Raw genomic sequence first — 26351 nt, forward strand, 5'->3', positions numbered from 1 at the left:
TGATCTAAAAAGTATGAACTGGCCCAGGGAATGAACCCGACTCGACGTCTTTAGCAAAGGCTTGAGCAGCGTCACTCATCACTTTTCTCACATCCGCGTACTGCTTGACGAAACGCGGTAACTGACCAGTACGGAGCCCTACCATGTCCTGCCAAACAAGCACCTGAGCGTCGCAGCCATTCCCGGCACCAATTCCGACGGTAGGGATGGAGACTGTCTCGGTGATCCTCGTTGCTACATCGCCTGGCACCATCTCTATCAACAGACCAAACGCCCCAGCACGCTCGAAGGCAACACTCAAATCAATCAACCGCTGTGCATCCTCGCCTTTGCCTTGGATACGGTATCCGCCTAGCTGGTGTTCTGCCTGCGGGGTAAAGCCGATATGGGACATAACCGGTATGCCAGCGGCTACCAACATCTCCACCTGCGCAAGCATCTCGATCCCACCTTCGAGCTTTACGGCATGGGCGCCACCTTCCTTCATGAAGCGCACTGCGGTATGAAAGCATTGCTCAGGCGATCCCTGATAAGAGCCAAAAGGCAAATCGGCAATGACCAACGCCCTTTTGGTAGCACTCGAAACCGCCCTGACAAGAGGAAGCATCTCGTCAACTGTTATTGCCAACGTCGAGTTATGTCCAAACACGTTGTTGGCAGCGGAATCGCCTACGAGCAGCACTGGAATTCCTGCCGCCTCAAATACCGACGCGGCGTACATGTCATAAGCAGTCAACATGGCCCATTTCTGCCCCCGTACCTTCATGTCCTGTAAATGTGGAATTCGTACTCTTCCGCGAGGACGGCTGTTATAGGGGGCGTTGATTTGATCAGACATTTCACTTCCTCAATTCAGATGGCCAGCCGCTCGGCAGCTAGAACCACAGCGATTACGATCATCGCGGCTCCCGATATCCGACTCACATTAATTGCCGCTGCTGGTCGTGAAGCAATCAACGCACCAGCGCCATAACCGACCGCGAGATAGACGACACCGCAACTGACACCATGAATCAGGCCTAGAGCGACAATCTGAGCCCCTACTGGCCATGCGGCTGACGCATCAGTGAACTGAGGTAGCAGCGCTAGGAACAACAATAGGACTTTCGGGTTGAGACCGCTGACGCACAGTCCTTTTATCGCCCAGGTCATCCAGGCACCTTCATCGCGGCGTGCCCCTTGAGCAGGCAGCGAAGGCTTGAACAACATGTTGAGTCCGAGCCATAAGAGATAGGCCGCCCCCATCAGCGTTAATGTCAGCAATCCATAGGGTATTTTTACCAGCACCCCGCCCACGCCTGCAGCGACGATCAGCGTGGCCACAAGATGGCCGGAAAGCATGCCGACTACGGCGGGTAATACGCGGCCTCGCAGACCCGCCGATATTGCATAGGCCCAGTCAACCCCAGGCGTGATAACAAACAGAAATGATACGGCCCAGAAAGCCATCATTAGAGATACGGTCACGATCAACACCTTTCTTTTCATCAATTCAGTGGGCAGCTTCAAGCCCTGAAAACTGTGATAGAAGGATAAAGAAAGCCAAGTGGTATTATCTTTCGAAGATTCCCTCCCCGGTGGTGAGAATTAGAAGGTTTTCTTGAATGGATCGTGTTGATAAGAAGATTCTTGCGGAGCTGCAGCAGGATGGTCGCCAGTCGCTGACGGACTTGGCCGAACGTGTAGGACTGAGTTTGTCTCCGTGTCATCGACGTGTTCGGGCGATGGAGGATGCAGGAGTTATTAAAGGGTATAGGGCTCAGCTATCCGCGACTGATATAGGACTCAATTTCTCGTCCCTGGTATTCGTGACGCTTCGAGAGGGGCACCAAAAGGCGGTAGCTGATTTTGAAGATGCTTTACCGCGTGTTCCCTACATCATCCAAGCGCAAAGACTTTTTGGCGATCCTGATTACCTGCTGATGGTAGTGACAGCAGATCTTCCTGCGTTTCAGAAACTATACGATGAGGAACTGTCGAGGTTACCGAACGTACAGCGTCTGACATCAACGTTGGTGATGAAGCACGTCATCACTGATCGCCCCCTGCCGCTGGAGTGAAGTTCCAGCATTGCGGATGACGCCGGGAAACCATCAGGCTTTGACTGCTACATCCGGCTGCTTTTGGCCGAATGCTGCCTTTCGCGAAGGGCAGCTTAGGGTCGGCTGCTGCCCTTGGTGACAGGCAGATATCGGCCAAAAGCGGATGTTCACCAAGGCTCTATTTTGAGATTTGGAGGCGCCTACAGAGCCCGGGGACAATTCATATCGATATGGCGATTATCAGACCGAGGCAGAAGCTCTTGAACCGGCGTACCACCAAGCACGCCGACTCATGATCAAGCGAGTCAGAATGGGATATCAGTATCCGAACCATCGGCCCCAACTGAGAATGGCTTAGGAGACTGCGCTACAATGGGGATTACCAAGGACGCAGAAGTGCGCAATGGCTCGACAGCGCCTACGTCACCAGGCCCCCCTGAAACAACGATAAGTGCATCCTCCCCAACTGCAGTGCCGCCAGCATTTCCGAACAGCTCCTCATCTTCCGGCTCATCTTCTACAGGATCTAAATCGACAAAGTCTAGGCCCATCATCATTTTATAATGAGGCATATGTTCCATAGCCTTAAAGACCTTGAAGAAGATCTTCATATAGCTGTGTGCCATACCATCGCTTATTGCCACATACAGATCATCTGGCGAATAGTGGGATCCGTCGTTAACCCAACTAATTAATGATTGGCATTGAACCTTCTCCTGCCCTTCGAACTTTTCGATGATGACATGCGTATCTATGTTTCCTAGAATTTTAAAGTAATTCTCCAAGATCCTACGCATGGTATTTTGAATAGTAAGCGCCGGCAATGGCTTTTTCGTCAGTTCTGCCCACAGCAACTGATAGGACGTCTTAATGGGATTATTCTCAAAGCCTTCAATCTTGGAGAAATAATCGGGCTTGCGTACTACCCAAAACGTCTCATCCTTAATAGAAGCATCTCCAGTCCTCTGGGGGTTAAAGGTAATTTCTTTATGAAAGTGGACGTTATGAGTCAGGACAAAGACCTGTTTTAGGCTATTCCCCTTCTGGCGAACCTCATGAAAGAGCTTTTTGATCAAACTGCTCACGATGAACAGCACATCGCTATCCAGGCTTGAAACCGGGTCATCAATTACGACTATTCGATCAGTACTGACACCTGAAGTAGAGATACTTCCCCTAAGCAAATGATAGAAATACAGGAAAGTAACGAAGGTCTTTTCGCCTTCGCTGAGCGTTGCTTTAGCATCAGTTCCATCGCTTCTGATCAGGCGATATGAATTATCGGCACACGCAGGATCTAGGGAGAAGCTCCGAAACCCAAAGTCTTTCAGGATTTTATTGATCGCAATGACAGTAGGCCTCACACTTGTCAGCAAATTTTCAATCTTTGCAATTTCCGCGTCAGCTGTGGATATATCTACCGTTGCCTTATCCACGCTTGCAGTGATGCCATCAATTGCTTTGTCGACACGACCCACATCTTTAGTGTAATCAGCAAGAGTGTCTTTTAGCTCAACATCAAGAAGATACCGCCATACCGCATCTGTTAACTTATTCTGCTCAACGGAGAACCCGGAAACAAGACGATTATGTTCAGATACCTTGAGGTTAGCTGAGTTGATCAGATCAGAAACTCTAAGCGGAATCTCTGCAAGACCTTCCAACGCCACGTCAATACTGGGGCTAGCCACCTTGTGGTCGATGCGTTGCCTGTTCACCAACATGATTGCATTCAGGGCCTGCAATTCAAGATCAAGTTTCTCTTTATCTAGATGCGAACAATCCGTGGCCAGGACTGTTTGAGCCTGGGCTAAAAGAGCATCTGCTAATGCGTTATAAGTATCCCGAAACTCCGAAAGAGCCCTAGTTTCAGCTTCGAATGTTTCGTCGAAATAATCCTCAAGGCTTTTTTCGAATTCATGCGGCAATTTCTGTTGACAGAAAGGACAGTCATCGTCGGTATGGCCCAAGTACTTCATACCTTGTCTAATCCAGTCACTGTTCCCCAAGTGCTGGATCATCGCAGATACATTGACATCCTCTTTTCCGACGACTTTATTACCCAGGACAGGGTTTTGTTCAAGCGCGACCAAGCGAGACAGGTCAAGATTGGGGACAGCATTCATGGGTAATGGTGCGTCACCATAAAGTACGTTTGCGCGTTTGCGCAGGTCTTCGATATCAACCAACTGGGAGGTGTTACTTTTGCTCTCCTGCAAAACCCTATTTTTGAAGGCCTCCCGGTTGTTTCTTAGGCCTTTAAAAGCCCCCTGAAACTCATCATCGTGCTTCTGCTTTTGTTCCCAACACCGTCCTACTAGCTTTTCTTCCAACGCATTTTTTTCGGCGATCTTCCCGCTCTTACCGTCTGGGCCATTCAGGTTTTCTTGCGCTCTGGTTTTGAATAGCGCGTGGCGGCCCCTTTCCTTCTTGAGCTCTTCTAGGTGATCAAGTTGCGACTGCTCGGCCTGGCCCAGCGTGAACACACCTTTGAACTGCTTCGAGTCAGTGAAATTCGCAGCGATGAAATCGTTGTTGTAGACCATTGCAGGAATCGGATCGCCCTTCGCCCACGTGACCTTGGAGGTAGCTGATAGTGCTGGGTTGTTTATCAGCCTGCTTATCGTTGTCTTGCCTGCTCCGTTTGCACCGTAGAAGTAGTTCACAGCCTTCAGGTTTTGAATCGTTTCGGGGGTTACAGGGCTGTAGGTTGCTATGCCGGAAAGGGTGATCGATTCAATCATGTCTCGCATCCGTGGAGAGGAAACGTTAGGGAACAAGCCAAGGGGCGGCCTTAGATATGGCGTACGTCATCCTAGAACCCTGAGTAGGCAGTGGCCTTTTGCCGCCTCAGCGTAGACCAATACACCAGCTTGTGAAGGCGGTAGCAATCGAAGAATAACCGCGCGCGCCCCAGTAGTGATCTACTCCTGTTTTTTGGCCCTCTGGGGAGTGGTCAAGCGCGTCCTGAATAGCCCCCGCTTAGTAGACGCTTTATACGTCTGCTTCTGGCCGATCCTGTTGAAAAAGTAGCTCCCCTGTCTGGCCTGCGGCAAAATCCGCGCATCGGCCAGCAGGGAAGCATGCAGCATGATGGGACAGTAATCGAGTGGGCAGGAACGGCCGTTTTACTCGTTCAACCTTGAAGATCACACCCCCACTAATCACATTCTGCGTAGCATTGATCGGTGTCTTGATCTGAGCGAATTGCGCCATTACCTCGCCAATTTTTTTACAGCCCGATAGGGCTGTCCTTCGATTGACCCTGAGTTGATGATCCGCATGCTGATCGTGGGCTATTCTACGGCATTCGCTCAGAGCGTCGGCTGTGCGAAGAGGCCCATTTGAACCTGGCGTATCGCTAGTCCTGCCGGTTAAGTCTTGAACTGAAGTTCGCAATTACTCGACCTTTTCCAAAAATAGACACGGCCGGTTTCGGGACAGCGATCTGTTTCGCTGGCTGTTCAATGAAGTGCTGCGTCGATGCATGAATGCCGGCCTGGTCAAGGGCGAAGGCTTTGCCGAGGACGCCTGCATCATCAAAGCGGATGCGAGTCGGCAGCGCGGTGTACTGAGTGATGAACAGGTCAACTGGAGCGATCCAGTCCTGAGCACCCGCGCTGTGCTCAAGTACCTTGAAGCCCTCGATGAAGATGCTCTGGCCGAAACGCTACCGAAGCGCCTATCGCTAACTGATCCTCGAGCCCTCTGGACCGCGGCTCCAGGTGGCCCAGCGTTCTACGCTTACTCCACGAATTATCTGATCGATACCGAGCACGGTGTGATCATGGATGCCCTCCCTGAAGTATCTTCAGCCTAACCGGAGGGGGGTATTTCGCCATCAGACACGCACCTGCAGTAACTCAACTCAGCAGTCCTACCGGCCGATAGCAGTCATTGCTTAAGCGCTGAATCGGACGCTGTGGGGCCAGCTTTCGCACCGTCTGGTAAACCAGCCACTGGTAGCTCGCTCGCTGTAATTGACGCAGTGGGTTGCGTTAGCAAGCAGCGAGTTTGAATGATCGATGGCGAAGACCTAAAGATGACTTAATGTATAATCCTGGTCTTATTTTGGTCGGTTGTCGTCTGCGCGTCCATATTCCGGCGGTCCTTTGGTCAGGCCTAGTTAATTCGTCACAGTTTCGATAGCACCGACGATAAAATTTGAGAAGGATCATGCAATTAGGAGCTACGCCCATGAACCTGCGTGTGCCTCAAGCCTCCTCCCAATTATTGGAAGCTGTCAGCCCCGTCTTCGCTTCGGATTCACCATTGATTAGCCGAATCTATGAAGATCTGCTCGAGATGCAGGCCTATCAGAATCTGCATCCGAATATGAAGTCGGAGCTGCACTGTTCAGTGCAAGAGTCTTCTCGTTTATGGTTCAGGGCTATTGCAAACCATGACCTACGCTCAGACTTGCCGCTCGATTGCATATGGGATAATGCAAGGCGACGTTATCATCAAGGTTTGCCTGTGCAAGCCGTACTTGCCGCTTACCGCATGGGGGGGGCTCAGATTTGGCAATCTCTCGTGAGTATTGCCAGCCGCCATGCCGAACTGCGAGATGAACTGCTGCTGACGCTTTCTCCTTTTTTGATGAGCTACTTCGATGCCATCGCGCATGTGGTTTTCAGTGCGTTCCAGGTTGAGCAAGGGCAGCAGACCCGTTGGCGTGCTGCCGCCCGGGAGCAGCTTCGGCGTATCGTTTTCAGCTCTCGGCCAGACACAGCAAGTTTCGCCAAGATGGTGAGCGTTCTAGGGCTGGAGCCTCTGGCGCCTTGCGTGGCCTTCGCTATTGAATGGGCGGCGCCAGATCGCGGCCAACCTGGGTTCGAGGACAGCGTGGAGCGTTTTGTTGTCAAAATGGCCAGGTGCATGAACGTAGCTCGAGAGAGCCTGGTGGATACCTGGCAGCATGACCGGTTGATGCTATGGAGAACCTTTGAGCCAGGGGCCAGCGCTCACGTAATCAATCAGACAGCAGTCGAGCAATCGCGGGCGCTTTTGCGGCAAATATCAGAAGTGCGCGGGATTGGAATCGGCTTGCCAAATCAAGGCGTCCAAGGTTGGGCGACTTCAGCCGATGAAGCGGCTTGCGCGCTCAACCATGGTTGTACCGCAGAAGGAGAATCGGTGTTCGCCTATGCCCGCATCGTGCTGGAGCAACACATCCGCCGCTCGAAGGCCGCATCCAATTACTTGGTGACATTGGCGGAACGCTTGGGGACCGAGCCCGAGCTGAAACTGACGCTGAGGGCATACTTCGAGCAGGGGTTACGCCGTAAAGTGACCGCCGACACGCTAGGCATTCACCCAAACACACTCACATACAGGCTGGAGCGGATTGAAAAACTTCTCGGTGCGCAGCTCAGTGATGTGGGTTGGATTACTGCGTTGTGGCTAGCACTTCGCATTACCTGAAAGCTCAGGAAAAAGCGCGACCACCGGCCGGGTAATGGCTGGTGGTCTGGCTGCGCTCGACGCTATTTGAAATCGGGCAATGCGTAGGCTACGACATAGTCGCCAATCGGCGTTTTCATGAAGTGATGCCCCCCTGCGACTATTACTAAAAATTGCTTGCCGTCCACTTCATAGGTCATTGGTGTGGCTTGCCCTCCCGCTGGCAGCACATCGCTCCACACTGTTTCGCCGGTATTCAAGTCAATGGCGCGAATCAGGTTATCCGTCGCCGCAGCGATGAATACCAGCCCGCCAGCCGTGATGATCGGCCCGCCATTGTTGGGCGTGCCGATATTGATCGGCAAGCGCGAAGGTATGCCAAACGGCCCGTTAGCCCGTGCCGTACCCAAGGGGCGTTGCCACAAAATGGAGCGATTATGCATATCGATAGCGGTAATCATTCCGTAGGGCGGCTCATTGCAAAGCATGCCAGTGAGGGGCATCAGGAAAGGTTTGACGTCCACCCCGTAAGGCGTGTCCTGTTGCGCTCCAGGGCCTTCGGCGCCACCACTGCCAGCTTTGAACTGCGGATCATCGATAGATTTTAGTCCACGTTTATCAGCTTCCTCTCGGCGCAGCAGCTGGTTATACATCGGGGTGTTATTCCAATTGGCGACCACTATGCCCTTGCTCGCATCATAGGCGACGCTGCCCCAGTCACTTCCGCCGTTGTAGCCTGGGTACTCTATCCAAGGCGTGTTCAGGGTGGGTGCGGTGAATTCGCCTTCGTAATGCGCGGCCCTGAATTTGATGCGGCAGTACATTTGGTCCAGAGGCGTAATTCCCCACATGTTTTCTTCACGCAAATCCGCGAAACCAAGGCGAGGCATGCCGATGGACCAAGGTTGGGTGGGCGCGCGTGGGTCCTCTGTCAGCACAGTATCTGGCGCCTTCCGCTCCTCTACCGGTGTCAACGGCGATCCATCACGACGATCCAGAACGAACAACTGCCCTCGCTTGGTTGGCACTATCATCGCTGGGACAACCTGCCCGTTGTCGCCTGGGAAATCGAATAAAGTAGGCTGTGAACTCAGATCGTAATCCCAGACATCCTTGTGAACGGTTTGATAAACCCACCGAATTTCTCCGGTTTTTACATCAAGGGCAACAATTGATGAGGAAACCTGATTTTCTTGCGGTGTGCGCAGCGCGCTGTAGTAATCCGCCGCCGAGTTACCCATGGGCACGTAGACCAACCCCAACGCCTCGTCTCCGATCATGGCTACCCATGAGTTAGGCGTGCCGGGACTGTAGGTCTCGCCCGGCGCTGGTTCACCATGATCGTGGGGTTTATTGACATCCCAGGCCCAAAGGAACGCGCCGGTTTCAGCGCTGTAGCCGCGAATCACCCCTGATGGGGCCCAACGCCGCTGGCCATCCAACACTTCCTGATTGGTGATGATCACGCCGTTGACGATAGGCACCGGCGATGGCTCTGCAACAAAACCCGGCACCGTCGGCCCGAAGCCTTTCATGAGATTGACCTGGCCTTGACTGCCAAAATTTTCGCAGGGCTTGCCGGTTTGCGCATCCACCGCGATAAGACGCATATCCAGCGTAGGTTCAATGATGCGTTGATGGCACTGTTGCCCAGCAGGCGTCTGTTGAGATTCGTAATAGGTCACGCCTCGGCAGGCTGCGGTGTAAGGGACGTTTTCATACTTTACGTTTGCCAGGTATTCCCAGACTTTGGCGCCGCTGGCCGGGTCCAGACGCATTAGATTATTCGTGGCGCTGCACAGGTACAGTCCGTCCCCGACCTTGATCGGTGTCGTTTCTGCCGCCCATTTGTTGGGCTTTCCAGGTGGTGGCAAGTCGTTGGTGACTTGGATCCAGGCGCGCTTGAGTTGACCAACGTTTTGGGGCGTCAATTGAGTAAGCGGTGAGTAGCGTGTGCCGTCCTGGTTGCCATATGTGCGCCAGTCCTCGGATATTTTCGAAGGACTGCCCTGAGATCCACCTGCCAGCGAATTACCGGGGAGGGAGGCGGTGGCATGTACAGTGGCGAACGACTGAAATGCCAGACCGATCGCAACCGCAAAGCACGCAGAGATTACCCCGCCCATGCCCCAGGCCCAGCGCTTGTTAACCCCCAACCTCGGCAACAGCAACGACAGCACCAGGGCGATGGCGGCGATTAGCCCCATCCGTGGCACCCATCCCCAATAGTCCAGCCCGGATTCCCATAACGTAAAAATGAGTGTCACAACGAATACCAGTGCGTAGAGCCAGGCACCAGCCACTCGATTTCGTAGTAGTTGGACACTGGACGCCAGCATTAGCACGCCTGTCGGGAAGTAGTACCACGAGCCCCCCAGGGTTATTAACCAAATGCCGCTGCCAATGAAAAACAGCCCCATCAGAGCTATCAGAAATGCCAGTGTTTTAAAGGTTTTGTTAAACCGTGTGCACGGGTTCGACATTGTGACTCCTTCTTTTGATCGTGCTTGCAGGACCTTCTTAGTTGAGTACATATATAACGAACCAGCTGAATAGCCGCATTGTGATTATCGCCAGTTTGGATTGTTTCTACTCACAATTATGCCACTTTGTTTTTGTGAAATACTGTTGCCGGTTTCGAGGGGTACTTTGATAATCGCGTATTGCCAGTATTTTTCGCATACGGCCTTGCGGCGTTTGCTGCACGTGTGCAGCGGCCTGCTTTTAAATCGCCTTATTGGCATGATAAGTTGCAAAATATGAAGTAAAAATATGAACTCTGGAAAATATTATCTTCTGATCTTGGTCTCTATACTGTCGGGATGCCAAATGGCCCCGTCCCTTCCTGTATTCGGTGCGGGCTTCCCCGACTGGCTTTTTTGTCTGATCGCTGGAGCGATTGCCACTGGTTTGATGCACTGGCTGATGGCCTTGACCGTCGGGCTGCACATTCTAGAGCCCGCTGCCATTAGTTATCCCGCGTTCTTCGCCGTTGTATCCATGCTGCTTTGGCTCGTGTTCTTTTCACAATAAGAGGCAATCCATGATAAGGAAAAGAGCGTCTTCTATCTCAAAACATTGGCTGGCAATTTTGCTCATGGCGGTCGCACTTATCTTATTGGTTGTTGTTTCGGTACGCACCGAGCGCGCGCCGAGTACCGATGATGCCTATGTATATGCTGATACCATTGATGTCGTACCTGAAGTTGATGGTCGAATCATAGAGATGCCGGTTCGCGATAACCAACTGGTGCATCAGGGCGATCTGCTGTTCAGAGTTGATCCTAGGCTTTATCAAGACACCTTAGATGCAGCAATTGCGCGGCTGCATACCTTGGATCAGCAAATAAAGCTCACCCAACGAACAGTTAACGCACAAGTGCTGGAGGCTGATTCGGCCCTGGCCATTGTTAAACGTTCTGAGGCATTAACCAGGCAGGCCACCGACACGCTCAACAGGCTACAGCCGCTTGAACCGCGCGGCTTCGCTTCTGCACAGGAGGTCGAGCGTGCCCAGAATGCTCGCAAGGCTGCCATGGCTGAGCTTGAGACTGCCAGGCTACAGGCTGAGCGAGCTGCCGCTGCGGTCAGTGGCGTAGACGCACTGGTTGCACAGCGCGCTGAGGTAAGGGCACAGATATCGATCGCGCGAATACACCTGGAATTTACCGAAGTGCGTGCGCCTTTCACGGGGCGAGTCACCTCGTTGCGTACCTCGGTGGGTCAATATGCAACGGCTCTGAAGCCTGTCTTCACGTTGATAGACGCACGACAATGGTACGTCGTGGCCAATTTCCGAGAAACAGACCTTGCTGGCATTACCAGTGGTATGCCGGCCAAAATCTACCTGATGGGTGATACCCGCCGATCTTTCGAAGGCTCCGTTGATTCAATCGGTTATGGAGTCCTGCCAGATGATGGCGGTGTGGTGGTGGAAGGTCTGCCTCGGGTTCGCCGCAACATCAACTGGGTGCATGTCTCCCAGCGCTTCCCGGTGAAGATCGCTGTTCGCTCGTCTGATCCTGATCTATTTCGCATAGGTACCTCCGCGGTGGCAGTCCTGCTCCGCGATGGAGACACTCGCGAGTCGGCGAAATGACCCAGCGCACGCTTGAAAAGAATCAAGTGGGCAGCCTCTTCGAGCGATTTTTAAAGTTCACCAAGTGTGAACTCCAATCAACGCCTGGGCGTTTGAATATGACCCTGCGTTGCGTTGTCAGCAGCACCTTGGTGGTCATCATTTCCATGGCGCTGCAGATTCCGTGGTTAGCGTTGTCCTTGATCGTGATGTTTTACGTAACGCAATCCAACGCTGCCCTGACGCGGCTAACAGGCTTGATGTTTTTTGTTGGTTCAACACTCGCCATCGGCAGTGCATTGCTATTGTTGAAGTTCACCTATGACCAACCGCTGGCGCGCATCTTGATCGCCAGCGCCCTTGTCTGGACCTGCATGTTCCTCATGCGCGCCACTCAGATAGGCGTGGTATTTTTCATTTGCGCCATCGTCATTGTTTATGTGCAAAGCTTTGTCGATCTGACCGATCAGGCCGATGTGGTTGTGCGTCTGACATTGTGGGTATGGGTCGCCGTCAATTACTCCATTCTTGTAAGCCTTATCATCAATACGTTACTGCTACCCGAAGAGCCGGCAAAACAGCTCATGGCTCGGATGCACGTACAAATACTCGACGTGGGCCACCAGTTGAGGGCGTTGCAGGAGCGTGCAGAGCCCATACGGATTTGCGCCAGACAAGTGCAGGACAATGCTGTGTGGATGCAGAAACTGCTCGGCTACGCCGCCATGCGCGATGCGCAGTATTTTCGGATGCAGGGCGTGTACCAGGCCCAGATCGCCACAGTGTCTCGACTGCACGCAGCGGCAAGTCAGATACCTGTGCTCTCGAGCGAACGCGCCACGGTGCAAGTGGCCGCTTGCATGGAACAGGCTTGCGCGCTCTTTGCCCAAGCGCTGCTTCACGACCGGCCATACGAACCACCCGCCTTGCTTAGCCGACTTGATGATGCACTGCTTCCAGGGCCGTTGCGTGAAATGCGTGCGGCGTTGCTGCAATACGCATCTACCGAGCAGACAATTTACAACTTGGCCAAATCGCGCAAGAGCAGCCCAATCTGGGTTCCAGATGCGTTCACCAACCCGGTATATCGGCAATTTGCCCTTAAAACTACGGTAGCGACCCTTATCGGATATCTGTTCTACGTCGGCACAGACTGGCAGGGTATTCATACCGTCATGTTGACGTGCCTTATCGTTGCTCAATCCAGTCTGGGCGCCACCCAGCGACGCATCGGATTGCGGGTTGTCGGAGCAGCAGCCGGAAGTCTGCCGGCCCTCGCGGCAATCATCTGGATCGTGCCACAACTCGACGACCTCGCAGGGCTGGTGTTGCTGTGCCTGCCGATCCTGGGGGCGAGTGCATGGCTGGCTGCGGGGTCGGAGCGCATCAGTTACGCCGGGATACAGATGATGTTTACATTCGCCCTGGCGCTATTGGAGCATTTTGGGCCGACGAGCAATATCACTGAGATACGTGACCGCATGATCGGTATCTGCCTCGGAGTGGCGCTGTCCATGTTCATACACTCTGTGTGGTGGCCCGAGTCAGAAAAGCGCGGGCTGTATTCGAAATGGGAGCATTTGCTCGATGAAATAGTCGCATATCTGCGCAAACCCTCCACAACGGGCAGGCTCACCGCTGATGCGCCTCATTTCACCGAGCCTGCGCTATGGATCCGCTTCCAGGAGTGCGAGACGATGCTTGAGCGGGTGTTATTGGAACCTGACGGAGCAACAGCGAACGCTAACCCGAAGATCGATGCTCGCACCATGCAGACCGCGACTGTCGCGGCGCGCGAACTGCTGATCAGCAGCAACGCCTTTTTTGCCGAGATGCGTACGCTGCAAGCATGCTGCGGTGAGGAGTCGCTTGCCCCGAGCCGGCTTTTTCTCGAACGGCTAGCCATTGCGCTGGAGGAATATAGAGACGCTTTCCTGCAACACGCCGATCAACCTTCGAGCTGGATAGCCGCATTACCCAAACCTCTCGATGTACATCAGACAGCTGCGATCCGTAGTGCCTCATCGGTTTCCACGACGAACAGTCTGAGCCGTTTGCAGGGCTATTCGAATTTGATGGTCGCTCACTTTGCCCAGATGCGTCGCGCCTGGTTTGGTGGGAGGTAGGCATATGAGCCAATACAGCTCCCCGGCGCGAGTGATGCCTTCGCCATGGATGAAAAAGTTGCCTATCTTCGCCTTACTTTTCCTGGTGTCAGCGATAGCGGTCGGATGCGCACCCAAAGAAAATTATCCGGGACTTGAGACCCTGCTCCCCCCGCAACGCGCCGAGATGGATGCCAGTATTAATGCGATCGCAGGGCAATGGCCGCGAACGCGGTGGTGGGAGGATTACCGTGACCCCCAACTCAACCGACTGATCGAGCGTGCACTGGCAGGCTCGCCAACTCTGGAGATCGCGAGCAAACGGGTGGAACAAGCAAGAACGCAAGTTGACTTGGCCAATTCCAGCACTCGACTGCAACTCACTGCATTGGGCGCAATAAATCGTCAGAGGGTTTCACATAACGGTTTTCTGGGTCCATTTGCAACGGACGAACCTGCGATGGGCATGACAGGTCCCTGGTATACGCAGGGTATCGCGGGAGCAGTGAGCACGCTGAATCTCGATATTTGGGGCACGCAAAGATCAGTTGTAGACGCAGCGATTGGCCTGGAAAACGCTCGGATCGCCGAGCGGGCGGCCGTTGAGCTGAAGGTGGCCGGCAATGTGGCACGTCTATATTTCCATATGCAGGCATTGTTAAAAAAAGTCGATCTACTGGCTCAAACTCGCGCTTCCGCAGCACAGGGGCAAGCACTGCACCAGGCACGTGCCGAACGGGGGCTTGAGTCCTATATCCCAGATGCCCATGCGCGAATGGCGTCTTTGCAAGTCGATCAGCGCATGTCATTGGCGCAGAGCGAATATGCACAGTTGCGCGAAGCGTTGCGTGCATTGATGGGGGCAGGCCCACACGATGAACTCAACATCAGCTCGGTTGGACTTCCTGATGCCGACTTCGGCGTGCCGGATTCCTTGTCTTACGAATTGCTCGCACGGCGGCCCGATTTGCAGGTCTCGCGCTGGTATGTGCAATCATCGTTCAACCAAATCGATGCAGCGCGAGCGGCCTATTACCCGAGTTTTGACATTAAAGCGTTTATTGGCGTCGATGCGTTGCATCTGGACGATCTGCTCACCCGCAGCAGTCGTCAATTCAACTTGTTGCCGGGATTTACCTTGCCTATCTTCGACGGGGGGCGCTTGGACGCCAATCTTGCCAACGCTAAGACCGCCAGTCAGATATTTATTCAGCAATATAATCAGGCAGTATTAAATGCCGTACGGGACGTGGCTGTTACCGCAACTCGTGTTCAAACGAACGAACATGAACAAACGTTGCAAGTTGAGCGAGTCGAGCAGGCAACATTCATATGGAAGAGCGTCACTGCCCACTTGGAACAAGGTTTGATTGCTGCGGCGAGCGCAGATGAAGCACGTATACCCTTGCTGGCCCAGCAAATGGAACACCTGGATATTCGCGAACGATTGCTTGTGGATCAGATCAGTCTTGTTGAAGCACTGGGGGGAGGCTATCGGGCAAAATGTCCCGTGCGGCAGTCGAGAATAATTTACGGACGATGAGACTACGATCACGTAATATACCATTCGGTGATAAGTGGTATCGACACGATATGCCTTTGATTTTTGCGGATTGGTGAGCCATGGAACGCGCTCCATGGACAGCACCATCTTGAACGAGCAGGAATGGGACCCAGAGCTTGGAAAATGCTCGAAATTTGATTGAGTACACCAGTAAATTCGGTGGAGCACCCCATACGCTGAATACGGATGTAGCTTTTATCGCGAAGCTCGCCATGCTCGGCGATTTTAAGTTATTAAAGGCACCGCGAAATGCCTTGGCAATCGGTGTCCGAGCGGTGGAAAGTATGACTGCTTCTTTCATTTTTGCACATCTTCCCTGTATTGAAATTTGGCCATCTGTGAATGACCATTTACTAGTCAGAATCTAGAAATGCTTGCTCGGTGACTATTCACGAGACGCACCAGCAAAAACACGGGCTGAAACCACCGCTCACCATAGGGCCCGAGCATCGTGCAACAGTGCAGCAAACTAGCAAGCACTTTTCCAAGTCCGATGCTTTCAGCGTAATGCAACGGTCCATCAGTCCAGAGTGGGAACTCAAAGGTGCTGGTCCAAGTCAGATCCAAAATGCTGCGACTAGCCACAATGCCTTCATCAATCAATTGGATCCCTTCATTAATCATCGTGTAAAGGCAGCGACATTGAACTTCATCGTCGTCGATCACCCGCCTCTGAATCCCCAGCTCTATCGCCATCCGATCCGCTAACTTGACAGCACTAAAATTGGGGCTACTCCCACTACCCTCATAGAGAGAGGTATCGGGGCTTTCTGGCCCGGTTTCGGGGTAGTAAAAGTCCGCGGAAATTACATTGCGACACGATTCACGTATCAGATAGCTGGCATTGACTCCCACGAGATCGAATAGGGAAGGCCCCTGGAGATTAAGCACTCTATTAAGTTGCTTCGAACTTGCGCCCTCAAGCAGTAGCCGATGAACTTGATGCGCGCATGACTCAAGCATCCGCTGCCCGACAAAAAATGGAGTGCGCGTTATGAAATACGGGAATTTTTCCAATACGCTTGGCGATCATCAGGACACTTGCTTGCACGTTTTTGGCAGTGGCCTTACCACAGGTGACCTCCATAAGTCGCATGGCGCTAGCGGGCCCTAAGAAATGCAAGCCAATGACATTCCTTGGTCGAGTAGTTAGCGCCATTGGGGGACTGGTAGAGGAGATCGTCAACTCGGCGAGCATGGCGTTCGGGATGTTTGGGGGATTGACTCTAGGAGCTTATCGAGCCGTTCGCGCGCATGGTTCTGAATCCCTCAAGAAGACTTATTTGTCCAAGCTCGCAGCGAGCTCCTGGACAGGCACAGTGTGCATGACTGAACCTCAAGCGGGCACAGATCTGAGCTTAATCCGCACCAGGGGCCAGCAAGAACAGGATGGGGTTTACCGGATTAACGGAGCCAAGATCTTCATTTCCGGCGGTGAGCATGACCTGGTAGAAAACATTGTGCATCTCGTCCTGGCCAAACTGCCGGGTGCACCTCTAGGCTCCAAAGGAATTTCACTGTTTCTAGTCCCGAAGTATTTACCGAATCCAGATGGTTCACCAGGTTCCCGAAACGGAGTCTCATGCGGGTCCATCGAGCACAAAATGGGATTGAGAGGATCCCCGACTTGCGTACTCAATTTCGATAATGCCACTGGATGGCTAATGGGCGAGCCGAACGGTGGCTTAGCGGCTATGTTCACCATGATGAACTCCGCTCGACTTGAGGTCGCTCTCCAGGCGTTGGGCGTTGCACATGCCAGCTATGAAAAAGCTGCTGCATACAAACGGGGGGACTTGCGCGTAGCGACGTCGCTGTGCCTTCAGGGCGGCATATTTTTTTTGGCCCAAATTCCAGTTTGCAAGACGCTGATCACATTCAAAAAAATCTCAGACCTATATCACCTCTATGAATACCTATCCGTATTAACAGCGGCAGGGGATTCGCGTGCTGATTTCTCATTCTGCACGCTCATTTTTCTAAGAGGATTTAAACATGTACGCGCCATGCCCAAGCTGCAACTCGGGAAGAGTCGTCACTAAAAACGTTGGTAAACACACAGGTGGATTGATTGGGACAGCAGGAGGCGCGGCCAGTGGTGCCGCAAGTGCCTTGTCTGGCGCAGAGGCCGGGGCATTCTTAGGTGTGGCTGGAGGACCTTTTGGAATAGTCATCGGGAGTATCGCTGGGGCGCTTTTAGGGGGGCTAGTTGGCGGGGTTGCTGGCGGAGTCGCAGGCGCCACGCTCGGTGAGCAGATCGATGACAAGGTACTGAATAACTATCAATGCCTAGAGTGCGGTTACAGCTTTAGCGCCAACCGCTAACTCATCGAGTCAGCCCCTGTTTCTCATGCAAACAGGGGCTCCCCCTTTGTCAAAGGACCTATTCCCATGGCTCATCTCATTGAACAAATGGCTTACGTTGGCGCAACTCCCTGGCACGGTCTGGGTAGTCGCCTTTCCCCGAAACAACCCATCGAAATCTGGCAGCGCGAAGCGGGTATGGACTGGATGATCCAGGACAGCCCGGTGCATTTCAAATCCGATAGCATCGGTGCACTTGGCTCAATTCACACCTTCCCTGAACAGAAGGTTCTCTACCGCTCCGATACTAAGGCCCCGTTGTCCGTGGTTTCTCAGCGCTACCAGGTCGTGCAGCCGCGCGAGGTCTTGGAGTTCTATCGGGACCTCACTGAAGTATCGGGCTACGAGCTGGAAACGGCCGGCGTACTCAAAGGCGGTCGCAAGTTTTGGGCGCTGGCCCGCACTGGCCAAGGTACGACCTTGAAAGGCAACGATCAGGTTAATGGTTATCTCCTGCTGGCCACCTCCTGTGACGGTACCTTGGCTACCACGGCCACACCTACAACTGTGCGGGTAGTTTGCAATAACACGTTGACTATTGCGCTAGACGGCTCCACCAAAGCGATCAAGGTGCCGCACAGCACGCGCTTCGATCCACAGGCGGTGAAAAAGCAACTCGGTATCGCCGTCTCGCAATGGGAAAACTTCATGCACCGGATGCGAATGCTGTCTGAACGCAAAGTTCAGTGGCATGAAGCCATGGGGTTCTTCATGAACGTGCTGTGTGATGCCAATCTGAACACGCCACTACCGGCAGTACTTCCCAACGAGCGGGCGCTACGCAAGGTGCAAGGTCTATATGAAGGCCAGGGCCGCGGATCAACCCTGGAGTCAGCTCAAGGAACTGTCTGGGGCCTACTCAATGCGGTGACCGAATATGTCGACCACGAACGCCGTGCGCGAAGCATCGAGTACCGCGTGGATTCTGCCTGGTTCGGTCAAGGTGCACAGATCAAGCAACGGGCGCTGGAGGCGGCGCTGCAACTCGCAGCTTAGGCCAGGTTTTCACTGTCCTCATCATCCCCTTCCCCATTCTGTTCTTCCACTCCCTAAACACCTGATCAGCCTCGTGCTGGTTGGGCGTTTTTTATGCCTCAAGGAAATGATTATGAGCACTCACTCCCTACAAAATCTCAGAACTAAACCCCGTCCTGCCTTACGCTTGGTCGGCACAAAACAACTGCCGCGTGAGGACTGGTTGACCGTGCGCAAGCAAGGCATCGGCAGTTCGGATGCCGCCGCCGCTGTGGGCCTGAACCCTTATAAATCACAGCTGGAACTGTGGATGGAAAAAACCGGGCGTGACACCTTACTGCCCATGCTCGATCCGCAGGATGAGGAAAACCCCGCGTACTGGGGCAACATTCTGGAACCGATTGTCGCATCCCATTACACCCGGCGCAGCGGTCATCGGGTCCGTCGGGTCAATGCGGTTCTGCAGCATCCTGATCCCAAACTGGCCTGGATGCTGGCCAATATCGACCGTGAGGTTATCGGTGCGTCAGAAGTGCAGATTCTCGAATGCAAAACCGCCGGCATAAACGGCGCACGTCTCTGGAAAGAAGGCGTGCCCGAGTATGTGCAGTTGCAGGTCATTCACCAGTTGGCCGTGACTGGCAAGCAGGCGGCGGATGTGGCGGTACTGCTCGGAGGTCAGCACCTGGAAATCCATCGCATTGAGCGCGATGAGTCACTGATAGCTCGGCTGATCGACCTGGAACGGCTCTTCTGGGATTACGTCGTCAGTGACACCCCACCGCCGGCAGACGGTTCGGCCTCAGCGGAGCAAGCTTTGCGCTGCCTGTATCCGCACGACAATGGACAAACCCTAGACTTTAGCCAGGACACACTGCTCTGCACGGCCTTTACCGAACTGCAGAACGTGCGCAAGTCGATTGCTCTGCAGGAGGCGCAGGAAGCTCAACTTAAGCAAACGCTGCAACAGGCCATAGGCGATGCCAGTCGGGCGACCTTCGCAACCGGCAGCATCACGTGGAAGAAAGCCAAAGACAGCTTGGCTCTGGATATCCCACGCCTGCTAAAAGAAAAGCCTCATCTGCAAGTTCGCTACTCGACCACCAAAGCCGGTAGTCGACGTTTTCTGCTGGCTTAAACGATCGTTCGCCCCTCCCTTAACCCCGTGCCCTTTCCCTTCAATACCACCCTGGTCGCTCGTGCGGTCTCGGTGGCGTTTTTATTTCAATGACAGGAAAATTCCCATGCTCAAAGGTTTAGCCATCACACCGCCGGTTTTGGGCCGAATTTCCATCGGCAAAGTCGTCGAAAAGAACGGTAAGCGTCTGCCAGAAAAGGACGATCAATTCACCCTCACCTCCCAAGTACATAACCGTGACGGCTGGTTGCTGCATCCCCTTAACGAAGAACTGCGCAATGGTAAGGACGGCAAACTGCGCAGCATTCCGATTCGGCTGCTCTTCAACGAGCCGGACCTCAACTTTCGGGCTGACTACAACCTGTTCGACCGTAACACTGGACGGCCGCTGTGCGTCGGCAATGGTGAGACCTGCAAGCGTCTGACCAAGGAGGGCATTCAGTCGTTGCCCTGCCCTTCACCGGATGGCTGCACACTGGCTCAAGGCAATGCCTGCAAACCTTACGGCCGGCTCAACGTTGTGATTGGCGATGACGATCCACTTGGCAGCTTTGTCTTTCGCACCACCGGCTACAACAGCATCCGCACCCTTGCAGCGCGACTGCATTATCTGCAAGCCATCTCCGGCGATCGCCTGGCCTGCCTGCCGCTGGAGTTGCGTCTCCGCGGCAAGTCCACTCGACAAAGCCACGGTGCACCGATTTTCTACGTAGACATCACGGTACGCAGCGGTCTGGGCATGGAGGATGCCTTACTTGCAGCCAAGCAATTGGAGGAGACCCGCCAAGCCGCAGGCTTTGACCAAAGCGCCTTAGATCAAGCGGCAAGGCAGGGTTTTAACAACGGGGCCTTTGAGGACACCGTGGAAGACACCGGTGCCATCGTCGAGGAGTTCTTCCCTCCCATTGAAGATCAGCCCAGCCATATAGAACTCAACCCCCCTCCACCGGCAGCGCCTGCCAAACCCTCACTTGCCCAGAAGCTGGAATCGCGAGCCTCGCAGCACAAAAGCAGGTCTTCGGTTCAGTAGCCACCAAGTCTTCTGCGTCCTTCCCTATTCACTCAGGAATACCCGAATGAAATATCACAAGCTGATATCCGGTGAAACAATCGGTACCTATGTCATGGAATCCCCGGTTACCGAGGCTGACATCCTGCAGATGGCACAACAATTGGCAATGAGCCGTCTGTCTAAAGGCCGGGCATTAACGGAGCCAAAGCAGGTTTTTAGCCACCTGCAAACACTGCTGCAGTACCACGAGCACGAGGTCTTTGCGCTACTACTGCTCGACAGCAAACATCGAGTGATTGCCTTCAGGGAGCTATTCAGAGGCACACTGGATGGCGCCAGAGTCTACCCGCGAGAAGTGGTCAAGATTGCGTTGGAGCACAATGCGGCAGCGGTGATTTTGGTACATAACCATCCATCCGGCGACCCTGAACCCAGCCAAGCTGATCGCACGCTAACCCAGGCGCTCAAGAACGCCCTCAGCATGATTGGCACCCAGACGTTGGATCACATCGTTGTAGGTCATGAAGGCTGCGTATCGCTGGCTGAACGAGGTTACCTTTAACTCCAATGTACACACCGTCCGATGGACCGCCTTTGGCATTGCCTGGGTGGTCGTCGGCACGGTGTCCTTCTATTTTTTTGTCGTGATTCAGCGTTGTGCTCAGGTTCTGCTGCACCCGAAACCATGGGAACCATCCCCAAAAACCTTCGTGCTCGACTTACACAGGTAGCTCGCACGATGGAAGAAGGCTGCCTGTCCGGCTATCTCGTCGCGATACAAGTGATAGTAAGGATTTTGTGGAATCTCGACCAATCCCCTGACAGCCTCTACTGATAACCCTAAAGCGCTTGCCCACGCTCCTTCCAAGCGATTAAACATGTTGTCTCTGCCTGATTCGAGCTTACCCAGCGCATTGAATGCATCGTAGTTCAGCAAGATCGCAAAGTGATGATGTGGTCGCGCGTGCTGCCCTTGTTCCCTAGCCCAGACGTAACGCACCTTGGTGTCGTGAGCGTACTTGTTCACAAGTTTCGCCATTTGGCGATTGTGCTTGATTTTGGCTTTAAAGGATTCGATGAAGCGGTCAATAACTTCGTTCGTGAAAGCGTAATCGGGCAATTGATTGTTAGCTGGTAGCCGCAGGTCAAATCTGAATGCGAACACACGAGGGTACTGATTAAGCGCTCGAGATACCGTCTGATGAAGACGGTTTAGGTACTCTTGGATGAAGGGTCCCTTATCCACTTGCACGGTCAGGCCTTGATAAGAACCTTCGTAATGAAGGGTTAAGTTCGTGTTGCCTGGATATCTAGCCATGATGGAGCTCCGAGTATTTAGTTTCATATAGTCAGGCCCACTAGTACATTTTTACTTACACCTAAGAATGTAGAGCACAGTACTGCTCTGCTTAGAGTGCCTACCTTCCCTCCGACACACCCCTACACCTAACCAGTACAGACAAGCCAAACTCACAATAGAGATACTGTATAAGCATAATACCAATACCGAAACTTTCTGACGGCACGACACTAGATAAAACACCCACAAGCCCTGTTAAAAAAGATACATTACAGAGAAACAACAACTCTGGAAAAACACCATGAAGGATAAGTTCCTTCATGGTGTTAACTAGAACCGAGCCAGTGAAATTCACAAAGGCAAACGCAGCAGATCCTCAAGCATCATTCTTCACCAACTGATCCCGCTCTTTAACTTTACTTAGTATCCAATCGTGAACTTCACTTTCCAGCCAACCTACACAACGGTCCCCCAAGGAAATAGGTTTGGGAAATGAATCTCCCGAAATAAACTTGTAAATCGTAGATCTAGCAAGGCCAGTTAGATCCATGACCTCTTTCAATCGAATTATCCTCATGAACGCATCTCCTGTATTCGTCCAGAGGATTGGCAAGGTCAGTAGAACTTTACTGAGGGCCACGAAACTCCTGTCTACTGGCGAGTCAATGAACCACTCAGAGGCTAGAAAACGGGCATGGTAAGAAGCGACCCTTCCTTGCCATGGGCGGCGTTGACGGATTTTTGAAGACCTTTCGGCAGCCGCCCCTTGTTGACCTCAAGGCTGTTCAGGCCCAGCAGCACTTCAGCGGCTTGTTCACGGGTGCTCAGTTGGGCGAAGTCCATGGTGCTGATGCCTTAAACACCGTATAATTTCGGCCCCATCATCAAAAATATCTACTATAAATATTCTAGCTAAACACTATAAAACTCATGCAAAATGTCTATGTTTGTGCTATAAAGCTACTGAATTTTTTCTAGAAGACTTATAAAATGGCCATCAGAATCAATGATAATCTTTCTCAGCTCTGGGGAGACAATTTAGTCAATGACCGCAGGGATATTTGGCTATGGAAACGCCTCCAAGAATACGGGCTCAATATTGGCCCCCTCGACAGAGCGCCGCGAGAGATGCGCAACGTAATCGCAGAGTGCTTGAGCTTAAACCCACACATCGCTGAGACTTTGAAACAACAGGAAGCGGCAAAACTACTTCATCAGGATCACTTCAAGTGGATACATGAGGGCAAACGCCAAATCTCATGGGTAAGTAATCGATTACTTAGCGCTTCAGGACTTATTCCATTCATGATCCCAACAAACCTACATGGAATAGACAGGCTGTATTACATCGCAGACTGCTGGGAAGCCGACATCACCTACAAGCGTATTGAACTAAAAAACATAGAGGAACTGTGGAGATCACAAAAAAACACTGACAAACCTTTCAGATGGTTTAAAGACGACAACCAAAAAATCTTGCTCGCGTGGGAATGGCTTACAAAGAACACTCAACTCAATCTCTCACGCCCCCCGTTTGAAGACTATGAAGACCTTTTAATATATTTTGATGAAAACTTTATCATCAACGAACAAAGGGAGCTCTACCTTACTAAAATTAAAGCACGATGGAGCCAGCAAAAATACAGAAGCAACCTATTAGGAAAGTCTCAGTACAACTTTATACTTTCCGACAAGGCCATTCGAAGTTTAGACAAAATATGCGAACAACATGAAATCAGTCGTGCTCGAGCAATAGAAATCCTCATAGCGCAAGAAGAGATAAACGCTACGTACATTGCTGAAAAACTGAAAAACTCCAAACTACTCAATCAAGATTAGTGGACTTTGCAGAAATAGATACCTGATAGATCTCCGGTCAAGACCCGACCTCACTCTCGGATTATTTTACGGCCCAGCAGGATCTATCTCAAGAGAGCGATACAATGGCTGCTCTCTATTTACCTGCTCTGCATCGTGCCAATCCATGCTGTGACGCAGCTGTTAAGCAGAGCATATTGTACGGCCTGGGTCCGTCCTCCCCGACTGAACTAGTATTGGCTCTCATAACTCACGCAGGCAAAGAAACTAGGCCCAGCGCCAAACCTGGCACATCTTGCACTACAACGTAGTTTCAAACTTCTAACCGGCAATCCAGGCATTGTCGACATCGTTGACGCCAGGACTCACCACGTATTGAATATTTGGCCGCGCAGTCAGCCACTTGCTGACCAGGAAGCCGTAGTAAAGCTCCACTTTGGATGTAGAACATCCCGGGCTGGATGTAGCGATCGATCTTGTTGGTTGCCTTGTTATGCACAGTGGCGTCGCTGAACAAGGTCAGCGCCCGGGCCGGGTTGGTCGCATCCTTGTAGACCTGATGCTGCACCACCCACTAGGCGCCGTGTTTGTTGTTGTGGGATTTGAAGCCTGTATCGCTCAGCGGCTCCTGTGCCACGTCCGCAGCAAGATAGAAATCGTCAGCCTTGGTGGTACTGTAGTAGCCGCCGACGCGGTATTCGCCGGGCGTTGGAGCAGGAAGTAGTAGAGACCGCCCATTTGCTGTACTCGAAGGCAATATGGCATGTGCTGACTCACCAGAGCGAGTGAAGGAATGCACAATCGCCAGCAATGGCCATCAGAAGCCGTTGGCTCCGCTCAAAAGTGAGATCCGACGAACAGCTGTGGAATTGAGCATTGATCGACGTAAAGGTAGGAATTTAAGAAGATTCGCGAATGGTATTCCAAAAGGTATTCCAATAAAAAATTTAACCAAAAATAATTCATAATAATCAACATGTTATAGAATCAATTCAGATTACCCCGGCCCAACTGCGAGTCAGGGTCAATCGCTCGATGCAGTGGAATTTCAACTACCGGCATCCCGTCACCAAAAATCGAATCAACATGGCACTCGGCTCTTATCCCGAGGTTTCTCTTGCGCAAGCGAGGAAGAAAACCGTTGAGGCCAGAGAGCTGCTTGCACAGGACATCGCCCCAAAAGCTCAGCGCAATGAGCTACAGGAAGCCAAACGAGCGGAAACGGAACACACCTTCGAGAACGTGGCCACCGCCTGGTTCGAGCTGAAGAAGGATTCCGTCACGCCGGCGTATGCCGAAGACATTTGGCGCTCCTTCACACTGCATGTTTTTCCGAGCATGAAATCAACGCCTCTCTCCGAAGTCAGCGCCCCAATGGTCATCAAGCTCCTTCGTCCGATTGAGGCCAAAGGCAGCCTCGAGACAGTTAAGCGAGTGAGCCAGCGCCTTAACGAGATCATGACCTACGGGGTCAATTCCGGAATGATCTTTGCCAACCCTCTCAGCGGCATTCGAGCGGTGTCCAAGAAACCTAAGAAAGAGAACATGGCAGCGCTACCACCAGATGAGCTTCCGGAACTCATGATGGAAATCGCGAACGCCAGCATCAAGCGGACGACCCGCTGCCTGATCGAATGGCAGCTACACACTATGACCCGCCCTGCCGAAGCGGCGACTACCCGATGGGCAGACATCGACTTCGAAAAACGCATCTGGACCATCCCTCCAGAGCGAATGAAAAAGCGTCGTCCGCACACAATCCCGCTGACCGAACATGCACTCTCGTTATTGGAGACGCTTAAGCCCCATAGCGGCCACAGGGTATGTGTTCCCGTCAGATAGAAATCCGCGCACCCGCGCGAATAGCCAGACAGCCAACATGGCATTGAAACGAATGGGCTTTCAGGACCGCTTAGTCAGCCACGGCATGCGCTCCATGGCCAGCACAATCCTGAACGAGCATGGGTGGGACCCGGAACTGATCGAAGTCGCGCTGGCGCATGTCGATAAAGACGAAGTTCGAAGCGCCTACAACCGGGCGGATTACATCGAACGCCGGCGTCCGATGATGGCTTGGTGGAGTGAACATATCCAGAAGGCGGCCACCGGCAGCCTTTCGGCAACCGCGATCAATTACACCAGAGACTTCAACGTCGTACCGATACGCTGAGCATCCTAGAGCTGATGGCACCGGCGAAAAACCGTGTAACCGTGTGGTGCAGTATGGGGACAGGCTTCACGACTATCGCAAAACCTCCCGCACGCCTGCGCTCCTAAGTCAAAGTCCCTGAGTGCGGGAAGGCTCTGCATTCCCACACTCAGGGACTCACGCTTGAATGATCTATCAGTCAACAACGACTTGCGATTTTCGCACGTGATCACCCCACCGCTGAAATAGCTTGTCGTTCACCATCAAGGGAGCCGCCGAGACGAGCTTTCCAGCGCCAACTGGCGTATTTAACCTCCAATAGTTTTATTTGGATCATATAACGCTCTTGTATTGGAGCGGGGAGCAGCTGTTAACGTCGTGAAACTTTTTTCATATTCATCTA

22 protein-coding genes and 3 pseudogenes are annotated in these 26351 nt (G+C 52.7%); 16 read left to right on the plus strand and 9 right to left on the minus strand.

All coding sequences use genetic code 11. The annotated features are described in order from the left end of the window. Positions 1 to 4: 4 nt before the first annotated feature. A complete protein-coding gene (gene panB / locus K1567_RS08470; protein ID WP_220698349.1) occupies positions 5 to 838 on the minus strand; it encodes a 3-methyl-2-oxobutanoate hydroxymethyltransferase in 834 nt (277 codons plus the stop codon). A gap of 14 nt (positions 839 to 852) precedes the next feature. Beyond that, the gene (locus K1567_RS08475) at positions 853 to 1467 is read right to left on the minus strand and encodes a LysE family translocator (RefSeq protein ID WP_220699029.1); all 615 of its coding nucleotides are present in this window, start codon (positions 1465 to 1467) and stop codon (positions 853 to 855) included. Positions 1468 to 1604: 137 nt separating this feature from the next. On the opposite strand from K1567_RS08475, the gene K1567_RS08480 reads away from it, so the two are divergent. Beyond that, the gene (locus K1567_RS08480; RefSeq protein WP_220698350.1) at positions 1605 to 2060 is read left to right on the plus strand and encodes an Lrp/AsnC family transcriptional regulator; all 456 of its coding nucleotides are present in this window, start codon (positions 1605 to 1607) and stop codon (positions 2058 to 2060) included. Between the two features lie 287 nt (positions 2061 to 2347). Here the strand turns inward: K1567_RS08480 and K1567_RS08485 are convergent, their stop codons facing one another. Next, positions 2348 to 4786, minus strand: a complete 2439-nt coding sequence (locus K1567_RS08485; protein WP_220698351.1) for an AAA family ATPase — start codon at positions 4784 to 4786, stop codon at positions 2348 to 2350. Between the two features lie 346 nt (positions 4787 to 5132). On the opposite strand from K1567_RS08485, the pseudogene K1567_RS08490 reads away from it, so the two are divergent. Both K1567_RS08490 and K1567_RS08495 read left to right on the plus strand, forming a co-directional pair. After that, a pseudogene (locus tag K1567_RS08490) lies at positions 5133 to 5835 on the plus strand (transposase); the annotation flags it as partial. A gap of 404 nt (positions 5836 to 6239) precedes the next feature. Next, positions 6240 to 7466: a CdaR family transcriptional regulator gene (locus K1567_RS08495; RefSeq protein WP_220698352.1), complete on the plus strand. Its 1227-nt coding sequence runs from the start codon at positions 6240 to 6242 to the stop codon at positions 7464 to 7466. Between the two features lie 62 nt (positions 7467 to 7528). On the opposite strand, the gene K1567_RS08500 is transcribed toward K1567_RS08495, so the two are convergent. Then, a complete protein-coding gene (locus K1567_RS08500; protein WP_220698353.1) occupies positions 7529 to 9928 on the minus strand; it encodes a membrane-bound PQQ-dependent dehydrogenase, glucose/quinate/shikimate family in 2400 nt (799 codons plus the stop codon). A gap of 346 nt (positions 9929 to 10274) precedes the next feature. Here K1567_RS08500 and K1567_RS08505 point away from each other — a divergent pair, with 346 nt between their 5' ends. The 5 genes from K1567_RS08505 (at position 10275) to K1567_RS08525 (ending at position 15900) form a co-directional block, all read left to right on the plus strand. Next, positions 10275 to 10478: a YtcA family lipoprotein gene (locus K1567_RS08505; protein WP_220698354.1), complete on the plus strand. Its 204-nt coding sequence runs from the start codon at positions 10275 to 10277 to the stop codon at positions 10476 to 10478. A gap of 10 nt (positions 10479 to 10488) precedes the next feature. Continuing rightward, on the plus strand, positions 10489 to 11544 hold the full coding sequence (mdtN, locus tag K1567_RS08510; RefSeq protein ID WP_220698355.1) for a multidrug transporter subunit MdtN: 1056 nt from the start codon (positions 10489 to 10491) through the stop codon (positions 11542 to 11544). Further along, complete coding sequence (locus tag K1567_RS08515; RefSeq protein WP_220698356.1) at positions 11541 to 13649, plus strand: FUSC family protein; 2109 nt, start codon at positions 11541 to 11543, stop codon at positions 13647 to 13649. Before mdtN ends, K1567_RS08515 begins: the two co-directional genes overlap by 4 nt. A 4-nt stretch (positions 13650 to 13653) precedes the next feature. Further along, positions 13654 to 15171, plus strand: a complete 1518-nt coding sequence (locus K1567_RS08520; RefSeq protein WP_220698357.1) for an efflux transporter outer membrane subunit — start codon at positions 13654 to 13656, stop codon at positions 15169 to 15171. Between the two features lie 402 nt (positions 15172 to 15573). Beyond that, positions 15574 to 15900, plus strand: a complete 327-nt coding sequence (locus K1567_RS08525; protein ID WP_220698358.1) for a hypothetical protein — start codon at positions 15574 to 15576, stop codon at positions 15898 to 15900. Between the two features lie 247 nt (positions 15901 to 16147). On the opposite strand, the gene K1567_RS27935 is transcribed toward K1567_RS08525, so the two are convergent. Further along, positions 16148 to 16390: a 3-hydroxyacyl-CoA dehydrogenase NAD-binding domain-containing protein gene (locus tag K1567_RS27935; protein WP_405045959.1), complete on the minus strand. Its 243-nt coding sequence runs from the start codon at positions 16388 to 16390 to the stop codon at positions 16148 to 16150. Between K1567_RS27935 and K1567_RS27500 the strand changes: the two are divergent. The 6 genes and pseudogenes from K1567_RS27500 to radC all read left to right on the plus strand — a co-directional run. Further along, positions 16350 to 16994: pseudogene (locus tag K1567_RS27500) on the plus strand (acyl-CoA dehydrogenase family protein); the annotation flags it as partial. The gene K1567_RS27935 and the pseudogene K1567_RS27500 sit on opposite strands and share 41 nt — an antisense overlap. 193 nt (positions 16995 to 17187) lie before the next feature. After that, on the plus strand, positions 17188 to 17517 hold the full coding sequence (locus tag K1567_RS27505; protein WP_253298744.1) for a hypothetical protein: 330 nt from the start codon (positions 17188 to 17190) through the stop codon (positions 17515 to 17517). A gap of 66 nt (positions 17518 to 17583) precedes the next feature. Continuing rightward, positions 17584 to 18552 carry a DUF932 domain-containing protein gene (locus K1567_RS08540; protein ID WP_220698361.1) on the plus strand — a complete coding sequence of 323 codons (969 nt, stop codon included), beginning with the start codon at positions 17584 to 17586 and terminating at the stop codon, positions 18550 to 18552. A gap of 112 nt (positions 18553 to 18664) precedes the next feature. Then, on the plus strand, positions 18665 to 19669 hold the full coding sequence (locus K1567_RS08545) for a YqaJ viral recombinase family protein (protein WP_220698362.1): 1005 nt from the start codon (positions 18665 to 18667) through the stop codon (positions 19667 to 19669). Positions 19670 to 19775: 106 nt separating this feature from the next. Next, positions 19776 to 20699: a hydrolase or metal-binding protein gene (locus K1567_RS08550; RefSeq protein WP_220698363.1), complete on the plus strand. Its 924-nt coding sequence runs from the start codon at positions 19776 to 19778 to the stop codon at positions 20697 to 20699. A 46-nt stretch (positions 20700 to 20745) separates the two neighbouring features. Next, positions 20746 to 21243 carry a DNA repair protein RadC gene (gene radC, locus K1567_RS08555; protein ID WP_220698364.1) on the plus strand — a complete coding sequence of 166 codons (498 nt, stop codon included), beginning with the start codon at positions 20746 to 20748 and terminating at the stop codon, positions 21241 to 21243. A 99-nt stretch (positions 21244 to 21342) separates the two neighbouring features. Here radC and K1567_RS08560 read toward each other — a convergent pair whose 3' ends face one another. From K1567_RS08560 to K1567_RS08570, 3 genes are all read right to left on the minus strand, one after another. Further along, complete coding sequence (locus tag K1567_RS08560) at positions 21343 to 21999, minus strand: inovirus-type Gp2 protein (protein ID WP_047335636.1); 657 nt, start codon at positions 21997 to 21999, stop codon at positions 21343 to 21345. Positions 22000 to 22357: 358 nt separating this feature from the next. Further along, positions 22358 to 22558, minus strand: coding sequence for an AlpA family transcriptional regulator (locus tag K1567_RS08565; protein WP_008436723.1), 201 nt, complete (start codon positions 22556 to 22558; stop codon positions 22358 to 22360). A 104-nt stretch (positions 22559 to 22662) separates the two neighbouring features. After that, a complete protein-coding gene (locus K1567_RS08570; RefSeq protein ID WP_220698365.1) occupies positions 22663 to 22824 on the minus strand; it encodes a hypothetical protein in 162 nt (53 codons plus the stop codon). A 147-nt stretch (positions 22825 to 22971) separates the two neighbouring features. Between K1567_RS08570 and K1567_RS08575 the strand changes: the two genes are divergently transcribed. After that, complete coding sequence (locus K1567_RS08575) at positions 22972 to 23820, plus strand: hypothetical protein (RefSeq protein ID WP_220698366.1); 849 nt, start codon at positions 22972 to 22974, stop codon at positions 23818 to 23820. Positions 23821 to 24120: 300 nt separating this feature from the next. On the opposite strand, the gene K1567_RS27940 is transcribed toward K1567_RS08575, so the two are convergent. Beyond that, positions 24121 to 24234 carry a carbohydrate porin gene (locus tag K1567_RS27940; protein ID WP_162946134.1) on the minus strand — a complete coding sequence of 38 codons (114 nt, stop codon included), beginning with the start codon at positions 24232 to 24234 and terminating at the stop codon, positions 24121 to 24123. A gap of 573 nt (positions 24235 to 24807) precedes the next feature. Here K1567_RS27940 and K1567_RS08585 point away from each other — a divergent pair. Then, positions 24808 to 25969: pseudogene (locus K1567_RS08585) on the plus strand (integrase domain-containing protein); the annotation flags it as partial. Between the last annotated feature and the right edge of the window lie 382 nt (positions 25970 to 26351).

Source organism: Pseudomonas sp. S5F11, from assembly GCF_019641515.1.
Taxonomy (GTDB): domain Bacteria; phylum Pseudomonadota; class Gammaproteobacteria; order Pseudomonadales; family Pseudomonadaceae; genus Aquipseudomonas; species Aquipseudomonas rhodesiae.